Below are 16,822 nucleotides of genomic sequence, written 5' to 3' on the forward strand. Positions count from 1 at the left end.
CCATGGCCATCGACAAGCGCTTCATCGGCCGGGAATACGGCCCGTACACGTACACGATTGGCGCGGAGAAGCTGCGCGAGTTCGCGCTGGCGCTCGGCGGCGCGCACCCGGCCGCGGGCACGCCGGGCGAGGCTCCCGCGCACGTCAGTCCCCTCCTCCACGACGAGCAGGCCGCGAAGGCGGGGCCGTATGGGGATTTGATTGCGTTCCCCAGCTTCGCCGTCGTCTTCGCCATCCGGCCCTTCGGCTCGGCGGTGGCGGACCCGGAGCTGGGCGTGAATCTGCTGATGCTGGTGCATGGCGAGCAGGAGCTGGAGTTCCTGGACGTCATGCGTCCGGGCGATGTGATGACCACCACGGGCCGCATCGCGAACATCTATGAGAAGGCGGGCATGGAGTTCGTCGTCGTCACCAGCGAGTCGCGCAACCAGCGCGGCGACGTGGTGGTGAAGGGCACCTGGACCGCCGTCATCCGCGGTTCGTAGTCCCCCGCTCGCGCCATGAGGATCGCCTTCTGCGGTACCCATCGCGCGGGCAAGTCGACGCTCCTCGAGGAGCTGGCGGAGCTGCTGCCCTCTTCCTACGTGACGGTGGATGAGCCGTACCACCAGTTGGAGGAAGAGGGGCACGAGTTCGCGCAGCCCCCGTCCCTGGAGGACTTCGAGGCGCAGCTGGTTCGCTCCCTCGAGAACCTGGCGGAGGAGGACGGGCGCGACGTGTTGTTCGACCGGTGCCCCGTGGACTTCCTCGGCTACCTCCGGGCCCACGAGGACGGTGACGCGTTCGACCTGGACGCGTGGCTGCCGCGGGTGCGCGAGGCCCTGCGCAAGCTCGACCTGGTGGTGTTCGTCGGCATCGAGTCGCCGGATCGGATCGCGCTCTCCGCCTCGGAGGACGCGGAGCTGCGGCAAGCCGTGGACGAGACGTTGAAGGAGCTGCTCCTCGACGACCCGCATGGGCTCGGCGTGGCGGTGCTCGAAGTCGAGGGGAGTCCGAGGACGCGCGCGAAGCAGATCCTCGAGCACCTCTGACGGTGACGAGGCGCCCGCCGCGGACCGTGGGCTGACGGCTCAGACTCGGAGGAGGCGCTCCAGGGACTCACGCTCGTCCTGCAGGGAGCCCCGCTCCGGCTTCGACAAGGTCAGGGAGTCCAGCTCTCGCAGCAGGGACTTCGCCCTCGGCGCGTCGTCCAGCACCACGGCCAACTCAGCGCGCGCCAGGCATGCGCGTGCCCGCTCCACCCCCGTCCCGCCGTCGGGCTTCTTCAGCGCGACATCGAGGACCTTGGCCGCGGAGGCATCGTCGTTCTTGAAGTCGCGCAAGCGGCGCGCGGTCTTCAGCGCCTTGGCCAGGGCGGACTGGGGCTCCCGCCCGTCATCCCCGTGGCCCGAGGGCTCGTCACGACGGATGAAGATGACCGAGTTCCCAGAGGGGTCGACGATGGTGAAGCGCGACTGCCCCGTCCGCATCCGGGTGATTCGGGGGACGCCACGCAGGGGCAGCTTTCCGTACTGCTCGCGCAAGGCGCTCGCGAAGTGCTCGTGCAGACGTTCGACCTCGTCCACGATGATGAGACAGGTGCTGAAGGCCGTCGCCGGGTCCAGGCCCTTCAAGCCGAAGAAGTGGAGATGAGCGCCCCCTCGTCGGGTCGCCGCGTAGGGATTCGGCGTGCGCTGCTGGTACGTCACGTCGAAGCCCAGCAAGCCGTAGAACGCGAGCGTCGACTCCAGTTCCACACAGGGCAACGCCGGGATGCTGGCATCCGCGTGCATGGCAGGTGCTCCTCTTCAACGGCGGTCCTGGAAAGCCGTACGACAAGACAGGAACCTGTCATCCAGACAGCCAGCTGTCAATCAGGCCAGGCAGAATGAAGGTGCGGCAGCCGAATCGGGACTCAGGCGGCGGCGATGACGCCTTCGTCGAGGAGCTGCGCGAGGATGCGGGCGGTATCCAGCCGCGTCATCCCCGACAGTGAGAACAGGTCCTCGAACGTCACGGCGCCGTCGATCTGCGCGAGCACGAAGCCCGCGCGGTGGTCTAGGCTGAGCCAGATGATGTCGTCGGCCTGGAGCCGGACGCGAGGCACCCGCCCCAGGTCTCCGAGCTTCGACTCCAGCATCGCCATCAGCATCCGCTCGCTGCGCGCCCGCAGCGCCTCGACGCGAGGGTCTCCGGGCGCCAGCTCCTGCGCCTTGAACAGCAGATCCACCGCGCCCGAGTGGTCATCCAGCTCCAGCAGGTCCGCCGCCCCGCGCAGCAGCCGCTCCAGCTCGCTCTCCGTGGCGGGGACGCCGTACTCGTCCGTCTCGCCTTCGGGGATGCCGTACTCCTGCGTCGTGGACTCGTCGCGCGCGAGCAACTCCAGCACGTCGCTCCCCGGAGTGGGCTCGTCGACGTCGGGAATCAGCACGCTGGGAGAGCGCTCCTCGTCCTCCTCGTCCAGCGGCCCGCCCTCCCCTTCCGCCCACGCCCCCCAGTCACCCTCCAGCGACGCCAACGGCGTGCCGCGCGTCCCCGCATCCAACGGCCCCGGCGAGAACGGTGAGCTCTTCCCTGGCGAGGCCTCCAGCGAGGCGAGGCAATCCCGCGCGCGGACGTTCTGCGGGTCCAGCTCCAGCGCCCGCTCGAAGAGCTTCTGCGCGCCCTGGGCATCGCCGCTCAGGCGCAGCCACAGTCCGGCCTCGACGAGCTGGTTGGCGCGCTGGCTGCCCATCTATCGCCCCACACCGCCACGCGCGGAGCCCTTGAGCTGCGCCAGACACCCGGCGAGCAGCTCACACGCCCGGCCCAGCGCGGCCACGTCCTCGTTGGCGCGGACCTGGCGCGCGTGCTCCAGCACCTGCTCGGCCCGAGGCACCGCGTCCGGCGTCAGCCCACCACCGCCCGGCAACAGCCTCGCCCGCGTCAGCGCGTCCATGACGTCGCGCGCGAGCGTGTCCAGCTCCACGCGCTTGACCTTCAGCTCCTCGGAGATGCGCGCGGCCATGAGGTAGCCGCGCTGCTCGTCCATGATGCGCTTGAGCTCCTCCTCGGTGAGGCCGCTGGACGCGGTGACGGTGATGGACTGGCGCAGCCCCGTCTCCCTGTCGCGCGCGGAGACGGACACGATGCCCTCCGCGTTGATGTCGAACGTCACCTCGATCTCCACCTGCCCGCGGAGCGCCTCACGCAGGCCGGTGAGGACGAACTCGCCCAACAGCTCGTTCTGGTGCGCCAGCTCGTGCTCGCCCTGGAGCACCATGATCTTCACCAGCCGCTGGAAGTCCTTCGACGTCGCGAAGACCTCCGTGGCGGACGTGGGCACCGTGGTGTTCTTCGGGATGATGCGCCGCACGAAGCCCCCGGCGATGGCCACGCCCAGGCTCTGGGGCGTGACGTCCAGGAGCAGCAGCTCGCTCTCCTGCGCCACCAGCGCGTGCGCCTGCACCGCCGCGCCCAGGGCCACGACCTCCTCGGGGTGCACGCCCTTGCACGGCTCGCGGCGGAAGTAGCCGCGCACCGCCTCCACCACCTTCGGCATGCGCGACATGCCGCCGACCAGGATGACCTCCTTCAGCTCCGACGCGCGCACCCCCGCCTCGCCCAGCACCTCCGTGGTGATGCCCACCACGCGCTCGGCCAGGTCCGCCGTCAGGTCCTCCAGCTTCTCTCGCGACAGCGCCGCCTGCAGGTGCAGCGCCGCGCCTCCACCCGGGGGCGTGCTGATGAACGGCAGGTTGATCTGCGCCTCGCGCACGCTGGACAGCTCGACCTTCGCCTTCTCCGCCGCGTCCTTGAGCCGCTGCAACGCCATGCGGTCCTTGCGCAGGTCGATGCCGTGCTCCTTCGCGAAGCCGAAGACGAGCCACTCGATGATGCGGTTGTCCCAGTCCTCGCCGCCCAGGTACGTGTCGCCGCCCGTCCCCACCACGTCGAAGACGCCCTGGTTGATCTCCAGCACCGACACGTCGAACGTGCCGCCGCCCAGGTCCAACACCGCCACGCGGCCGTTCACCGTGCGGCTGAAGCCGTACGCCAGCGCCGCCGCCGTGGGCTCGTTGATGATGCGCAGCACGTCCAGCCCGGCGATGCGGCCCGCGTCCTTCGTCGCCTGGCGCTGGGCGTCGTTGAAGTACGCCGGCACCGTGACCACGGCCTTCGTCACCGGCCTGCCGAAGTGCGCCTCCGCGTCCGCCTTCAGCTCCTGGAGGATCATCGCGCTGATCTCCGGGACGGACAGGTCCTTGCCCCCCATCCGGATGCGCAAATCGTCGTGCTGTCCGACGACCACCTCGTAGGGCAGCGAGCGCAGCGCGTCCTGCACCTCGTGCGAGGAGAACTTCCGGCCGATGAGCCGCTTGGCGGCGTACACCGTCTCCTGCGGGTTGGTGATGGCCTGGCGCTTGGCGATGCCGCCCACCAGGCGCTTGCCGTTCTTCGACACCGCCACCACCGACGGCGTCAGCGCCATGCCGGTGCGGTTCTTGATGACGATGGGCTGCCCGTCCTGGACGGTCGCGACGATGCTGTTCGTCGTGCCCAGGTCGATGCCAATGAGAGGTTCGGACTCAGCCATGGGTGAGCGTGCTCATCCTACTAGAACGTCCAGCGCAGCTTCTTGAGCGCCGCCTTGGCCTCGGCGTTGTCGGGGTCCAGCTTCGCCGCGTCCTCGAAGACCCGCTTGGCCTGCTTCTTGGCCCCTGACTCCATCAGCACCCGTCCCAACAACACCTGGTGCTCCACACGCCCCGGCAGGAGGTCCACGGCGCGCTGCGCCAGGACGCGCACCTCTCCGACATCCTGGCCCTGCTGAAGCCCCAGCTTCGCCGAGCGGAAGGCCGCCTCGGCGCTCTGGTTGTCCAGCGAGAAGGCGAGCCGGTACGCCGCGAGCGCCCCGACGTCGTCCCCGTGCTGCTCCAGCTCCCGCCCCCGCGTCACCTCGACGGAGGCCCGCTGCTCGTCGTGACGGCGGCGCGCCTCCACCAGCAGCGTCGCCACCTCGCGGTTCTTCGGGTCCATCGTCTGGACCTGGTGGAAGTCCTGGTACGCGCGCTCCCAGTCCCCTCGGGCCACGGCCGCCTTGCCCCGGGCCACCAGCTCCGTCAGGCGCACGTTCTTGGCCATGTACGGGTGACGGGCGAGCCGGGCCTGTCGCTCGGCGCGCCGGGCCTCCGACTCCGCGTCGTTCACCGGTGGCGGTGCGGGCGCGCGCGGCGGCGGCGGCGCGGGCCGGGCCATGCGCAGGGGCGAGGGTGCGGGCGGAGGCGTGAGGCCAATGGGCGTCAGCTCCGTGGCCGGATACGAGGCCGCGGCTGGAGCCGGCGAGGAGGCCACGGGCGGCGGTGTCGAGGAAGCCGAGGCGGCGGCGGAGGCCTGTGCGAGCGCCGGGTTCGCCTTGAGGTACGCGTCGCGCTTGTCCTGCTGGCTGAGGACGTTGTGGGCGTCAGTGAGCTTGCGGAAGATGCGCTCCATCCGCGCGCGGAAGCTGCCCAGGTTCTTGCCGAAGTAGCGGTCCGGGTGGAAGCGGCGCGACGCGTTGTAATACGCCTGCTTCACCTCGGTGGCGGGAGCGCCCGGACGCAGGCCGAGGACGGCGAAGTAGTCCAGGCCGTCCAGCGCGCGCTCCAGGTCGATGATCTCCTTCTTGCGCTCCGGCTCGAGGTCCACCTCCTCGGCCATCGCCGCGTCCACGGCGGGCGCCGGCTGGTTTCGTTGCACCACGCGCGCCGGGACGATGGCGCCCTTGGCGCGCAGCGCCAGCAGCACGGCGATGGTGCGCGCCTCACCCAGGGTGGAACGTGACAGCACCTGGTCGATGCGCTCCACCCTGCCGACGAGCGACAACACGCCCGCCTCCTCCGGCGAGAGCTGGAGGCGAGCGAGGTCCAGGTTGGGCACGGTGGCGATGTGGTCCGTCCGGGCCCCCAGGCCGACAATCGTGTTTGACGCGCTCACAGGACGGTCCGCTGAAGGGTTGCCGAATGGAACAGCCTAGGTTTGGGGGACGCGGGGCGTCAAACACCCAGTGTCCCCCAACCCGCGGCTCCGGCCGAGGGGAGGCCGCCCTCAGAGGGCGGTCAGCACCCGCTCGATGATGGCCAGGCTCTGGTCCAGCTCCTCCCGGCTGATGGTGAACGGAGGGGCGAAGCGCACGGTCCGCTCCCCCGCGGCGTTGCCGAGCACCCCCGCCTCGCGCAGCTTGCCGAGCACCTGGGGCGCGTCGCGGTCCATCTCCAGGCCCACCAGCAGGCCCTGGCCCCGGACCTCCACCACGCGGCCCGCGGGCAGCCGGGACTGGATGCCCCGCAGCTTCTCCAGGAAGTACGCCCCCTTGGAGTTCACCTCGTCGAGGAAGCCCGGCTGGCGGATGACCTTCAGCACCGCGTTGGCGGCGGCGGCGGCCACCAGGTTGCCACCGAAGGTGGACCCGTGGCTGCCGGGCACCATGCTCGCGCCCACGTCGTCGCGGCACAGCATGGCGCCGATGGGCAGGCCGTTGCCCAGCGCCTTGGCCATGCTGATGGCGTCCGGGAGGATGCCGTCGCGCATGAAGCCGAACGGGATGCCCGTGCGCCCCATGCCCGTCTGGATTTCATCCACCAGCAACAGCAGGCCCTTCTCGTCGCACAGCGCCCGCAGGCCCTTGAGGAAGCCCGCGGGAGCCTGACGCACCCCGCCCTCGCCCTGGACGGGCTCCACCAGGATGGCGGCCGTGGTGGGCTTCACCGCGGCGCGCACCGCGTCCAGGTCCCCGTAGGGCACGTGGTGGAAGCCCGCGGGCAGCGGCTCGAAGCCCGCGTGGTACTTCGGCTGTCCGGTGGCCGTGACGGTGGCCAGGGTGCGGCCGTGGAAGCTGCGCTCGAAGGTGATGACCTCGAAGCGCTCCGGCGTGCCCCGGTCCTTCATCACCTTGCGGGCCAGCTTCAGCAGGGCCTCGTTCGCCTCCGCGCCCGAGTTGCAGAAGAACGCGCGCGACAGGCCGCTCCACTCGCACAGCTGCGCCGCCAGGTCGATCTGCGGCTGCGAGTAGAACGCGTTGGAGACGTGCCACAGGGTGTCCAGCTGCGCGTGCGCCGCCGCCACCACGTCCGGGTGACAGTGCCCGAGCGCGCACGTGGCCACGCCCCCGATGAGGTCCAGGTACTCCCGCCCATCCGCGTCCCACACGCGCGTACCCTGCCCACGTGCCAGGACGATGGGCTGCTGCTTGTAGTTCTGCAGCAGGTGGTGGCGGGCCTTCTGGATGAGGGTGTCGTTGGAGCTGGGGGCGGCCGAGGGCACGGGTTGCGGCAAGGGAGTCAACCTTCCTTGTGGTGAGGGCACTGCGGTGTGCGCGCCATATAGCGCGCTAGAGGATGTAGCGCGACAGGTCCTCGTCCTGGACGATGGCGCCCAGCCGCTCGCGCACATAATTGCCGTCCACCTGGAAGTCCCGGGGGCCCAGCTCGCTGGCGGAGAAGGAGACCTCGTCGAGCAGCCGCTCGAGCACGGTGTGCAGGCGGCGAGCGCCGATGTTCTGCGTGCGCTCGTTCGCCTGCTGGGCGATGCGCGCCAGCTCCGTCACCGCGTCGTCGGTGAAGGACAGGCGCACGCCCTCGGTGGAGAGCAGCGCGGTGTACTGGCGCAAGAGGGAGTTCTTCGGCTCGCGCAGGATTCGGATGAGGTCGTCGCCGGAGAGCGGCTCCAGCTCCACGCGGATGGGGAAGCGGCCCTGCAGCTCCGGGATGAGGTCGCTGGGCTTGGAGACGTGGAAGGCGCCCGCGGCGATGAAGAGCATGTGGTCCGTCTTCACCATGCCGTACTTGGTGTTGACGGTGGAGCCCTCGACGATGGGGAGGATGTCGCGCTGCACGCCCTCGCGCGAGACGTCCGGGCCTCCCCCGCCCTTGCCGCCGCCGTCGCGGCTGGCGATCTTGTCGATCTCGTCGATGAACACGATGCCGCTCGACTCGGCGCGCACCACCGCCTCGCGCTGGACGCGGTCCGGGTCCACCAGCTTCTGGGCCTCCTCCTGACGCAGGAACTGGAGCGCCTCCGGCACGCGCACCCGACGCCTGCGCGTCTTGCTCATGCCGGGCATGTTCTTGAAGAGGTCCTGCAGGTTGACGCCGATCTCCTCCATGCCCTGGCCGGAGAAGCCGCGCATGAAGGTGGGCGCGCTGTCGCTCGCCTCCACCTCCACGAACTGGTCATCCAGCGTGCCCGCGCGCAGCTGGGCGCGCAGCTTCTCGCGCTCGTTGTCGCCCAGGCGCTGGGGCGCGGGCTGCGCAGGCGGCGGCGCGAAGCCGAACGGCGGCGGCGAGGACGGCGTGCGCGGCGCGCCGTTGTTCTGGAGCAGCTCCATCAGCCGGTCCTCGGCGAGCTCCTCCGCGCGGGGGCGGACCTTCTCCGTCTCCTCCTCGCGCACCAGGCCGATGGCGGCCTCGACGAGGTCGCGGATCATCGACTCCACGTCGCGGCCCACGTAGCCCACCTCCGTGAACTTGGAGGCCTCCACCTTGACGAACGGCGCCTGCGCCAGCTTCGCGAGCCGGCGGGCGATCTCCGTCTTCCCCACGCCGGTGGGGCCGATCATGATGATGTTCTTCGGGTGGATCTCGTCGCGCAGGTCGTCGGAGACCTGCTGGCGGCGCCAGCGGTTGCGCAGGGCGATGGCCACCGCGCGCTTGGCGGCGTTCTGCCCGACGATGTAGCGGTCCAGCTCGCCCACCACCTCACGAGGCGTGAAGGCGGACGTCTTGCGCGATTCGGCCACGGGGAGGCTCCTAGAGCTCTTCGATGGAGATGTTGGAGTTGGTGTAGATGTCGATTTCGCCCGCGATGGAGAGCGACTGCTGCGCCACCTCGCGAGCGGTCAGCTGCGTGTGGGCCATCAGCGCCCGGGCGGCGGCGAACGCGTAGGGGCCTCCGCTGCCCACCGCGGCGATGCCGTGGTCCGGCTCGATGACGTCCCCGGCGCCGGACAGGATGAACGTCTTGTCCTTGTCCGCGACGACGAGCAGCGCCTCCAGCCGGCGCAGGAAGCGGTCCGTGCGCCAGTCCTTGCCCAGTTCGACGCAGGCGCGCGCCATGTTCTTCTGGTGCTCCTTGAGCTTGCCCTCGAAGCGCTCGAACAGGGTGAAGGCATCGGCGGTGCTGCCCGCGAACCCGGCGAGGACCTGGCCCTCGCCCAGCTTGCGGACCTTCTTCGCCGTGTTCTTCATCACCGTCTTTTCGAGCGAGACCTGACCGTCGCTGGCGATGGCGACCTTTCCGTCGCGTCGCACACAGAGGATGGTGGTGCCGTGGAACATGGAGCGGGTTTAACAAGCCGCGCCCCGCGTTTCCAAGGAACACCGCCCGCCTGTCCGCTCCCGCACCGTTTCTCAGGCGCGGGGGTGGGCGGCGTCGTAGACCTGCTGGAGCTGCTCCCAGCTGACATGGGTATACCGCTGCGTGGTGGACAGGCTCGCGTGGCCCAGCAGCTCCTGGATGCTGCGGATGTCCGCGCCCCCACCGAGCAGGTGCGTGGCGAACGAGTGACGCAACGCGTGCGGACTCACCTTGCGCGCCAGCGCGCACTTGAGCACGTGCTGGTCCAGGTGCCGGCGGATGCTCCGGGGCGTCAGCCGGCCGCCGCGGAAGTTGAGGAAGATGGCCTCCGGCGCCTGGCCCGGCCTGGGCTCCGCGAGCAGCTCTCCCCGGCGCGCCAGGTACGCCTCCAGCGAGCGGATGGCCTGCGCGTTGACGGGCACCAGGCGCTCCTTGCTGCCCTTGCCCATGACCCGGACGATGCGGCCGCTCCGGTCCACGGCGAGCAGGTCCAGGTCACACAGCTCGCTGATGCGCAGCCCGCCGCCGTAGAGCATCTCCAGGATGGCCTTGTCGCGCAGGCCGAGCACGGACTTCAAGTCGTGCACGTCGAGCAGCGCGAAGACCTCCTCCACCGGCAGCACCTTGGGGAGCGCCTTGGGCAGCTTCGGGCTCTTCACCAGCTTGGCGGGGCTGGCGGGCAAGAGCTTCTGGCGCACCAGGTACTTGTAGAAGGACTTGATGGAGGCCAGGCGCCGCGCGCGGCTGGCGGGCGCGTGGTCCACGCTCAGGGTGCCCAGGTAGCCGCGAATCGCCGCGTGCGTGCCGGCGAGCAGGGACGACTTCATCCGCTCGACCAGGTAGCGCTCGTAGTCCACCAGGTCGACCAGGTAGTTGCGCACCGTGTGCGGGGACGAGCCCTTCTCGTCCTCCAGGTGGACCCGGAACTTCTCCAAGAGCGGCGACAGGTTCGTCATGGCGAGGGGAGCGTAGGGGGCCCGGAGAGCCTCGCAAGATTCCGGGCCCCACGAAACCCCTACTTCGTCGGCACGGCCGGGGCGGTGGGCACGACGACCGGCGCGACGGGAGGCGTGGGCAGCAGCGCCACGCACGTGGCGTCCGACAGCCAGGCCTTCTGGCACATCCAGGTGAGGATGGGGTTGCGCACCTGCCAGAGCAGGATGAACAGCACCAGCGCCGCGAGCCCCAGGCGGGACCACCAGGACAGCCCCTCCTGCTCGCCATCCTCGTCCTGCTGGGCGAGCAGCGCCGGGCGGACCATGTCTCGGTGGTCCACGCGCGCGCCCTTGGGCAGTCGGGGCCGGCGCGTCACCAGCGTGGACAGCCCGCGCGTGAGCATCAGCCGATCATTGAGCGCCCAGCCGGAGCCCTCCAGCAGCAGCGCCAGGTTGCGCCGACGCAGCTTCAGCCAGCCGAGCAGCCCCGCCGGCGCCATCACGGCGATGGCGATGAGCGACGCGGCCGTGATGACGTCCCCCAGCGTCAGAGACTTCACCTGCGAGACGATGAACGCGAACGAGGAGCCGAGCGCCGCGGCCGCGATGCTGCCGGCCGCGATGACCCCCGCGAGCCCGCCAGGCGCCGCCGCGGGAGCGGGAGCGGGCGCCGCCGTGGCCGGAGCCGGGGGCGCGGTGGGGGATGGGGCCGCGGCCACCGTCTTCGCGTAGCCCTCCTCCAGCGTCGCGTCGAAGGTCTTCTCGCCCGCGGTGGCCATGCCCTCCACCTTGCTGGTGATGAAGCCGGCCATGCGCGTGAAGGGCATGGTCATCGACTCCCACAGCGACACGGGCTGACGGATGACGTGCGTGACCGTGGCGTCGTGCTCCTGGTCGTCCACGTCGTAGAAGACGCCGCGCTTGCCCACGACCAGGTCCGTGCTGCGGCCGCGCGTGACGGGCACCGCCACCTCGTAGCCGGGCGTGCCGTCCTTGGGCGCGACCATCACGTAGAGGATGCACGTGGTGCCCTGGCTCGTCAGCGCGGCGTGCTCGGCGCGGTTCTTGGCGAGCACCGACAGCGTGTACTTGCGCCCGCCGAGGATGAGCGTCCCGCGCTCCATCAGCGCCGGGGCCTTGGGCAGGTACAGGTTGGGCATGCTGATGAAGTTGTTGGCGAACACCAGCAGCCAGCGCTGGTAGAGCACCAGCCGCTCCAGCTCGATGATGGACGCGAGCGTGGGCGCCAGCGCGAGGTCCGCCTGGCTCGCGGCGTCGAGCGCATCCACGTCCGCGAGCGACACCGTCTCCAGCGAGCCGGCCAGCTTGTGCAGGGGGCTCGCGTCGCGCGTCGCGAACCACGCGAGCACCGCGTCCGCCTTCGCCACCAGCTCGCGCCACGCCGTGTCCGTCAGGCGCTCCGGGTCCCCCGTCAGCGGCGCCGCGACGTCGCGACGGAACGCCTGGAGCTGCTCGTACGCGGGGCCGCGCAAGAGGCGCGACCACTCGAGCACACCCGCCGCGTCGGGAGGAGCAATCGGCAGGTCGCCCGCGGCCTTGCCCAGCGCGGCCGTGTCACCGAGCGCGCCCTCCACCCGCTCCGCGCGCAGCCGCAGGGCCGCCGCCGCCTCGGGCTGCGCGGCGACGAGCCGGCACTGCAGGAAGTACGCGTCCAGGAGCGGCGCCACCTCGCGGATGCGCTTCGCGCGCGCCTCGCTCTCCTCGCCCCAGACGAAGACGTCGCCGCGCTTGCCCAGGTGCGTGAGCAGCGCCTGACGCTCGTCGCGGAAGCGCTGGAGCATGGGCTTGTCGACGCCCGCCTCCCCCGCGCGGTTCTTCACCTCGGGGAAGGACGCCATGATGTCGCGGGCGAGCGGACGCAGGGACTCCGGCAGCCGATCCGGGGCGATGATGCCGTCGCCGTTCTGCCCCGCCTTGCGCAGCGCCTCGTCGCTGGCGCGGACCTGGGCCAGGGAGATTCGGCCCGTGTCCGCCGCGCCCACGGTGCGCAGGATCATCTCCGCCGCGCTCCGCAGCGGGGCCCCCTCCGAGGACAGCGCGTTGAGCTCCAGCACGTCGCTGCTCGCGTCCGCGCCGCGCCGGTCCTTCAGGTGTCGAGCGGCCCAGTCCACCGCGCTGCGGACCTCCGCCACGCGGACACGGCCATTGCCATCCGTGTCGAGGAACTTGAGGAAGGCCGGGTCACAGCTCAAGCCCTCCAACGGGCACGCCGTGGCAATCCACTGCGTCTCGGGGATGCGCGAGGCCTCCACGAGCACGTCGAAGGTGGGGATGTCGACCTGGAGCGAGCCGCCATAGCGGCGATACGTGAGCGGAGTCGAAGTCATGCGCGCCGCGGACCTAAGCACACCCGAGGACCCTCGGGCGACACCGAGCGAGGGACTCCTGGGTTGTCATCCCGGACCCGGTGTCTCCGGGCCAGGACGACGGCGCGGGCCAAGCCATCGGAACGACGTGCCTCCCGCTGGCGAGGCCCCTGCACCCGTCGGCGGCACACCGCTTCACCTCCGCGAGGGAGCCGATGCACACCGCCGCCACCACCGAGTACGACGACCGTTTCCACCTGAGCCGCAAGCGCTACTTCCAGCTGCTCGCGCTCTCCAGTCTCTGGTTCACGGTGAACGACACCCCACTGCTGCCCGTGGGGTTCTTCTTCGCGCTGCGCTTCGTGGGCGCCAACTACGAGACGACCTTCTTCCACTCGCTGCGCACCGGCCACAAGGTGGTGCTCGCATGCCTGGGCGTGGCGCTCTTCTCCGTGCTCGCCTTCGGCCCGCACGCGGGCTTCAGCATCGGGGACGGAGGCGTGAGCTTCCAGCTCACGCTCCGGTGAGTCCCGAGGTCCTCCGGGTCAGGGCAGCGCGCTCACGCTGTAGACGCCCGCCTTGGGCCCCTGCGCGATGATGTAGACGGCGCGCGAGTCCTCCTTGCCGCCGAAGTACACGGGCACCTGGACGCCCTGGTCCAGCGGCTTTCGCGCCTGCGTCTTCGCGTCGTACACGGCGATGTCGTACGTGTCCGAGTCCATGCGGGCGTACGTGGCCAGCACGCGCTTGCCATCCGTGGACAGCTTGTAGCTGAAGATGCCCTGGAGCCACGTCTGCGGCTCGGCCTTCTGGGGCAGCTCCAGCGCCTTGAAGTCACACGCGCGGCCGTTGCGGATGCAGTTCGAGCGGAACACCACCTGGCCGTTGCCCGGCATGAAGCCGTAGCCGAACACGCCCCGGTGCACCTTCTCCGCCTTCTCCGCGCCCAGCGGATAGAGCATCAGGTCCACCGAGTACTCGGGCTTGAGGAAGCGCGAGAGGAACGCCACGTAGCGCGCGTCCGAGCCCCACACGAAGTTGGGCACCCGGTCCCCCACCCGCTTGGGCGCGCCGTCCGGCAGCGACGCCACCGCCATCAACCCCGCGCGCGCCGTCACGTCGTACTTGTCCAGGAAGCCCACCGCCTGCGAGTCCGGCGAGAAGGCGAAGGTCTCCACGCGCTCGCCCACCTTGCGGCCCGGGCCGCCCGCCGCGGGGCCCACGTACAAGTCTCCCGGCACGTCCGGCTTGCCGTTCTCCGAGCGCGCCAGCCACTTGCCGTCCGGAGAGAAGCCGAACGACTGCGACGCGACGGCCAGCCGCTTCGGCTTCTCCGCGGGCAGCTCCGCCAGGTAGAGGTCATAGAGCCCGCGCACGGACTCGCTGCGCACCTGGAAGGCCACGCGCTGGCCATCCGGCGACACCGAGTAGTCGCCCACCTGGTCCGCCAGCTTGCGCGGCGCGGCCTCCGGCTTGTCCACGGTGACGACCGCCAGTCCGCCCGCCGCGGACAGCCGCCGCTTGAACAGGAGCGCCTTGCCGTCGGCGGTGAACTGCGCCGTGCTCACCTCGGCCGCCACGTCGACGAAGGGCCCCGCGGGCAGCGGCCCCAGCTTCAGCTTGCCGCCGTCGACGAACGCCACCTTCGTTCCATCCGGCGAGGGCAGCATGTAGCTGACGGCCGTGCCGAGCACCGCCGGCTCCGCCTTCGCGTCGTCGAGCGTCGCCACGTTGAGCGTGCCCGACTGCGAGGCCGGGTTGTAGCCGGTGATGTACAGCGCGTGGCGCGAGTCGGCCGAGAACAAGAGCCCGCCCGGCACGTTCGTCACGCTGTCGCCCAGCTTGCGAGGCTCCCCTCCCTCCACCGGCACCACGCGCAGCTCGCCCAGCAGCATCTGCGGCGGCACGCCGTCCAGCCGGGGCTTCTGCCCGTTCATCAGGTACGTGGCGAAGCGCCCATCCGACGTGAGCCGCAGGTCCGCCGCGCGGCCCGCGTCCAGCAGCAGCCCCTGCCCCGCGCCCGCCGGAGCCCGCCCGGAGGGGCTCGGCGCGGCGGGCGCGCTCGGCGCCGCCGCCGAGGGAGTGGCGGCCGACGGGCTCCCCGCCGGCTTCGCGTCCTCGCTCTTCTTGCATCCGCCGCCAGCCACCACGAGCGAGGCGACCAGCCCCGCGCCCAGAAGTCGTCCCAGCCTCGGCCGAATCATGCGCTCCTCTGCTCCTCGTGCTCCGGGGCGCCCGATGCCGGGACACCCGCGTGTGGCAGCCACGCCGCCAGGTCCGTCCTCGCGCGGGCCGAATACGCCACGCGCTTCTCCGCCTTCTTCATCCGCCCCGTCAGCGGCGGGAAGAGGCCGAAGATGATGTTGGAGGGCTGATGCGGGTAGTCCGGCGGGTGCGCTTCGCCCGTCACATGACGGAACAGCGCGCCCAGCGCCGTCGTCGCCGGGGGCGGAACCCACGGCTTGCCGCTCAGCCGCGCATGCAGCGCCAGCGCCACCAGATAGCCGCACGCCGCGCTCTCCACGTACCCCTCCACGCCCGACACCTGCCCCGCGAAGAACACCCGGGGCTCGCTCTTGAGCGACAGGTCGCTCGACAACAGGCGCGGCGAGTCGATGAACGTGTTGCGGTGGATCTGCCCCATCCGCAGGAAGTCCGCGTTCTGCAGGCCCGGGATGCAGGTGGTGAAGATGCGCTTCTGCTCCCCCCACGTCAGGCGCGTCTGGAAGCCCACCATGTTCCACGCGGTGCCCGCGCGGTCCTCCATGCGCAGCTGCACCACGGCATGGGGCTCCTTGCCCGTGCGCGGGTCCCTCAGCCCCACCGGCTTCATCGGCCCGTAGGCCAGCGTGTCGTCGCCGCGTTCCGCCATCACCTCGATGGGCAGACAGCCTTCGAAGTATTTCGGTTCCTCGAAACTGTGCGGAACCACCTTCTGGCCCGCCTTCAGCTCCGCGATGAACCGGTAGTACTCCTCGCGGTTCATCGGCAGGTTCAGGTAGTCGTCCCCGCCGCCCTTGCCATAGCGGCTCTGCCGGAAGGCCACCGTCAGGTCGATGGAGTCCGCCGACAGGATGGGGGCGATGGAGTCGTAGAAATAGAGCTTCTGCCCCACGTGCCGCTCCAGCTCGCGCGTCAGGGCATCGGACGTCAGCGGCCCGGTGGCCACCACCACGGGGCCCTCCTCGGGCAGCGTCTCCACCTCGCCCGCCACCAGCTCCACGCCGCCGGAGTTCCTCAGCGCCTGGGTGATGGCCAGGGAGAACCCCTCGCGCTCCACCGCCAGCGCGTCGCCCGCGGGCACCCGGTGCGCATCCGCGCTCGACAGCACCACCGAGCCCAAATCCCGCAGCTCCGCGTGCAGCAGGCCGATGGCGCTCTCCGGGTTGTCCGAGCGCAGCGAGTTGCTGCACACCAGCTCCGCGAGCGAATCCGACTTGTGCGCTGGCGAGCGCTTGTGGGGCTTCATCTCGCGCAGCACCACCGGCACGCCCCTGCGGGCGAGCTGGTACGCGCACTCCGTGCCCGCGAGACCGCCGCCAATCACCGTCACCCGCTGCTTCACGTCCGACATCCGCGTCCTCCCGGGAGCGCCCACGCGCGCGTGCCCGTCAGCCAACAGTTAGCAGGACTGGCACGCCCTGTCCCGACCGTGAATCCAGGAGCGTCAACCCGTCGTCGGGGACAGGCCGCCGTGTCCGCCCGCCCGCCCCCCGAGCCACCTTTGCCCCCCGTTGGAAGGCGCGGTTTCCGCACCTGGGTTGCACCCCTACGTTTCTCGCGTTCGTCGCTCGGGGCCGCGTGCTTCCGAGCGAGCGCAAGACGCACTCGAAGCAGCATCCACGAAGACGAGGCCCATCATGAGCCGAGCCCAAGACTTGCTGAGGGTACGCGAGATACTCCAGCGCCGCAGGCGGGAAATCCTCACCACGAGCGACGGCGCGCACCGCGAGCTGACGGCGCTCAAGGAGCAGGAGCGCGACCCCGAATACGAGGAGCAGGCCCAGTCGGAGCTGGCGGACTACACCCTGTCCAGCCTGATGGAGGCCCAGCGGCGTGAAATCATGCTCATCGACGCCGCGCTGCGGCGCATGGACATGGGCGTCTTCGGCGAGTGCGTGGACTGCGGCCAGGAGATCTCCAAGGAGCGCCTGGAGGCCCTGCCCTTCGCCATCCGCTGCGAGGAGGACGCCACCGCGCACGAGCAGGAGATGCGCGGCGGCCACTACGCCACGCCGTCCCTCTAGGCGACGCGGGACACGGACACGG

At 70.6% G+C, this 16,822-nt stretch carries 15 protein-coding genes; 4 read left to right on the top strand and 11 right to left on the bottom strand.

The annotated features are described in order from the left end of the window. The first annotated feature begins 2 nt into the window (after positions 1-2). Positions 3-485, top strand: a complete 483-nt coding sequence (locus tag K8625_RS30185) for a MaoC family dehydratase N-terminal domain-containing protein (RefSeq protein ID WP_141332445.1) — start codon at positions 3-5, stop codon at positions 483-485. Between the two features lie 15 nt (positions 486-500). Next, positions 501-1,031, top strand: a complete 531-nt coding sequence (locus tag K8625_RS30190) for an AAA family ATPase (RefSeq protein ID WP_223784661.1) — start codon at positions 501-503, stop codon at positions 1,029-1,031. 39 nt (positions 1,032-1,070) lie between these two features. On the opposite strand, the gene K8625_RS30195 is transcribed toward K8625_RS30190, so the two are convergent. From K8625_RS30195 to K8625_RS30235, 9 genes are all read right to left on the bottom strand, one after another. Further along, on the bottom strand, positions 1,071-1,772 hold the full coding sequence (locus K8625_RS30195; RefSeq protein WP_223784662.1) for a VOC family protein: 702 nt from the start codon (positions 1,770-1,772) through the stop codon (positions 1,071-1,073). Between the two features lie 122 nt (positions 1,773-1,894). Further along, positions 1,895-2,713, bottom strand: a complete 819-nt coding sequence (locus K8625_RS30200) for a M48 family metallopeptidase (RefSeq protein ID WP_223784663.1) — start codon at positions 2,711-2,713, stop codon at positions 1,895-1,897. Then, entirely contained in the window at positions 2,714-4,555 is a 1,842-nt protein-coding gene (dnaK, locus tag K8625_RS30205; protein WP_141329672.1) for a molecular chaperone DnaK, read from the bottom strand. Between the two features lie 20 nt (positions 4,556-4,575). Beyond that, a complete protein-coding gene (locus K8625_RS30210) occupies positions 4,576-5,934 on the bottom strand; it encodes a J domain-containing protein (RefSeq protein WP_223751762.1) in 1,359 nt (452 codons plus the stop codon). 111 nt (positions 5,935-6,045) lie between these two features. Further along, on the bottom strand, positions 6,046-7,281 hold the full coding sequence (locus K8625_RS30215; protein WP_046713256.1) for an aspartate aminotransferase family protein: 1,236 nt from the start codon (positions 7,279-7,281) through the stop codon (positions 6,046-6,048). A gap of 46 nt (positions 7,282-7,327) precedes the next feature. Further along, entirely contained in the window at positions 7,328-8,734 is a 1,407-nt protein-coding gene (gene hslU / locus K8625_RS30220; protein ID WP_223784664.1) for an ATP-dependent protease ATPase subunit HslU, read from the bottom strand. Between the two features lie 10 nt (positions 8,735-8,744). Next, entirely contained in the window at positions 8,745-9,272 is a 528-nt protein-coding gene (gene hslV / locus K8625_RS30225; RefSeq protein ID WP_223751764.1) for an ATP-dependent protease subunit HslV, read from the bottom strand. Between the two features lie 72 nt (positions 9,273-9,344). Continuing rightward, on the bottom strand, positions 9,345-10,247 hold the full coding sequence (locus K8625_RS30230) for a tyrosine recombinase XerC (RefSeq protein WP_223751765.1): 903 nt from the start codon (positions 10,245-10,247) through the stop codon (positions 9,345-9,347). Between the two features lie 59 nt (positions 10,248-10,306). Continuing rightward, the gene (locus K8625_RS30235; protein WP_223784665.1) at positions 10,307-12,574 is read right to left on the bottom strand and encodes a kinesin; all 2,268 of its coding nucleotides are present in this window, start codon (positions 12,572-12,574) and stop codon (positions 10,307-10,309) included. A 194-nt stretch (positions 12,575-12,768) separates the two neighbouring features. Here K8625_RS30235 and K8625_RS30240 point away from each other — a divergent pair, with 194 nt between their 5' ends. Beyond that, entirely contained in the window at positions 12,769-13,080 is a 312-nt protein-coding gene (locus tag K8625_RS30240) for a hypothetical protein (RefSeq protein ID WP_223751767.1), read from the top strand. 18 nt (positions 13,081-13,098) lie between these two features. On the opposite strand, the gene K8625_RS30245 is transcribed toward K8625_RS30240, so the two are convergent. Both K8625_RS30245 and trmFO read right to left on the bottom strand, forming a co-directional pair. Further along, entirely contained in the window at positions 13,099-14,757 is a 1,659-nt protein-coding gene (locus K8625_RS30245; RefSeq protein ID WP_223784666.1) for a gliding motility protein, read from the bottom strand. Beyond that, positions 14,754-16,127 (bottom strand): methylenetetrahydrofolate--tRNA-(uracil(54)-C(5))-methyltransferase (FADH(2)-oxidizing) TrmFO, encoded by a 1,374-nt coding sequence (gene trmFO / locus K8625_RS30250; protein WP_223784667.1) that lies wholly within the window; start codon positions 16,125-16,127, stop codon positions 14,754-14,756. The genes K8625_RS30245 and trmFO overlap by 4 nt, the downstream gene beginning before the upstream one ends. Positions 16,128-16,413: 286 nt before the next feature. Between trmFO and K8625_RS30255 the strand changes: the two genes are divergently transcribed. After that, complete coding sequence (locus tag K8625_RS30255) at positions 16,414-16,800, top strand: TraR/DksA C4-type zinc finger protein (protein WP_141329652.1); 387 nt, start codon at positions 16,414-16,416, stop codon at positions 16,798-16,800. Positions 16,801-16,822: the final 22 nt, after the last annotated feature.

Origin of the sequence: Myxococcus sp. AS-1-15 (genome assembly GCF_020037055.1) — a bacterium.
Lineage (GTDB): Bacteria > Myxococcota > Myxococcia > Myxococcales > Myxococcaceae > Myxococcus > Myxococcus fulvus.

Excerpts from the sequence above, each read along its gene's own strand:
- K8625_RS30185 (WP_141332445.1), top strand. The coding sequence starts at position 3 with ATGGCCATCGACAAGCGCTTCATCGGCCGGGAATACGGCCCGTACACG.
- K8625_RS30190 (WP_223784661.1), top strand. The coding sequence starts at position 501 with ATGAGGATCGCCTTCTGCGGTACCCATCGCGCGGGCAAGTCGACGCTC.
- K8625_RS30195 (WP_223784662.1), bottom strand. The coding sequence starts at position 1,772 with ATGCACGCGGATGCCAGCATCCCGGCGTTGCCCTGTGTGGAACTGGAG.
- K8625_RS30200 (WP_223784663.1), bottom strand. The coding sequence starts at position 2,713 with ATGGGCAGCCAGCGCGCCAACCAGCTCGTCGAGGCCGGACTGTGGCTG.
- dnaK (WP_141329672.1), bottom strand. The coding sequence starts at position 4,555 with ATGGCTGAGTCCGAACCTCTCATTGGCATCGACCTGGGCACGACGAAC.
- hslV (WP_223751764.1), bottom strand. The coding sequence starts at position 9,272 with ATGTTCCACGGCACCACCATCCTCTGTGTGCGACGCGACGGAAAGGTC.
- K8625_RS30230 (WP_223751765.1), bottom strand. The coding sequence starts at position 10,247 with ATGACGAACCTGTCGCCGCTCTTGGAGAAGTTCCGGGTCCACCTGGAG.
- K8625_RS30235 (WP_223784665.1), bottom strand. The coding sequence starts at position 12,574 with ATGACTTCGACTCCGCTCACGTATCGCCGCTATGGCGGCTCGCTCCAG.
- K8625_RS30240 (WP_223751767.1), top strand. The coding sequence starts at position 12,769 with ATGCACACCGCCGCCACCACCGAGTACGACGACCGTTTCCACCTGAGC.
- K8625_RS30245 (WP_223784666.1), bottom strand. The coding sequence starts at position 14,757 with ATGATTCGGCCGAGGCTGGGACGACTTCTGGGCGCGGGGCTGGTCGCC.
- trmFO (WP_223784667.1), bottom strand. The coding sequence starts at position 16,127 with ATGTCGGACGTGAAGCAGCGGGTGACGGTGATTGGCGGCGGTCTCGCG.
- K8625_RS30255 (WP_141329652.1), top strand. The coding sequence starts at position 16,414 with ATGAGCCGAGCCCAAGACTTGCTGAGGGTACGCGAGATACTCCAGCGC.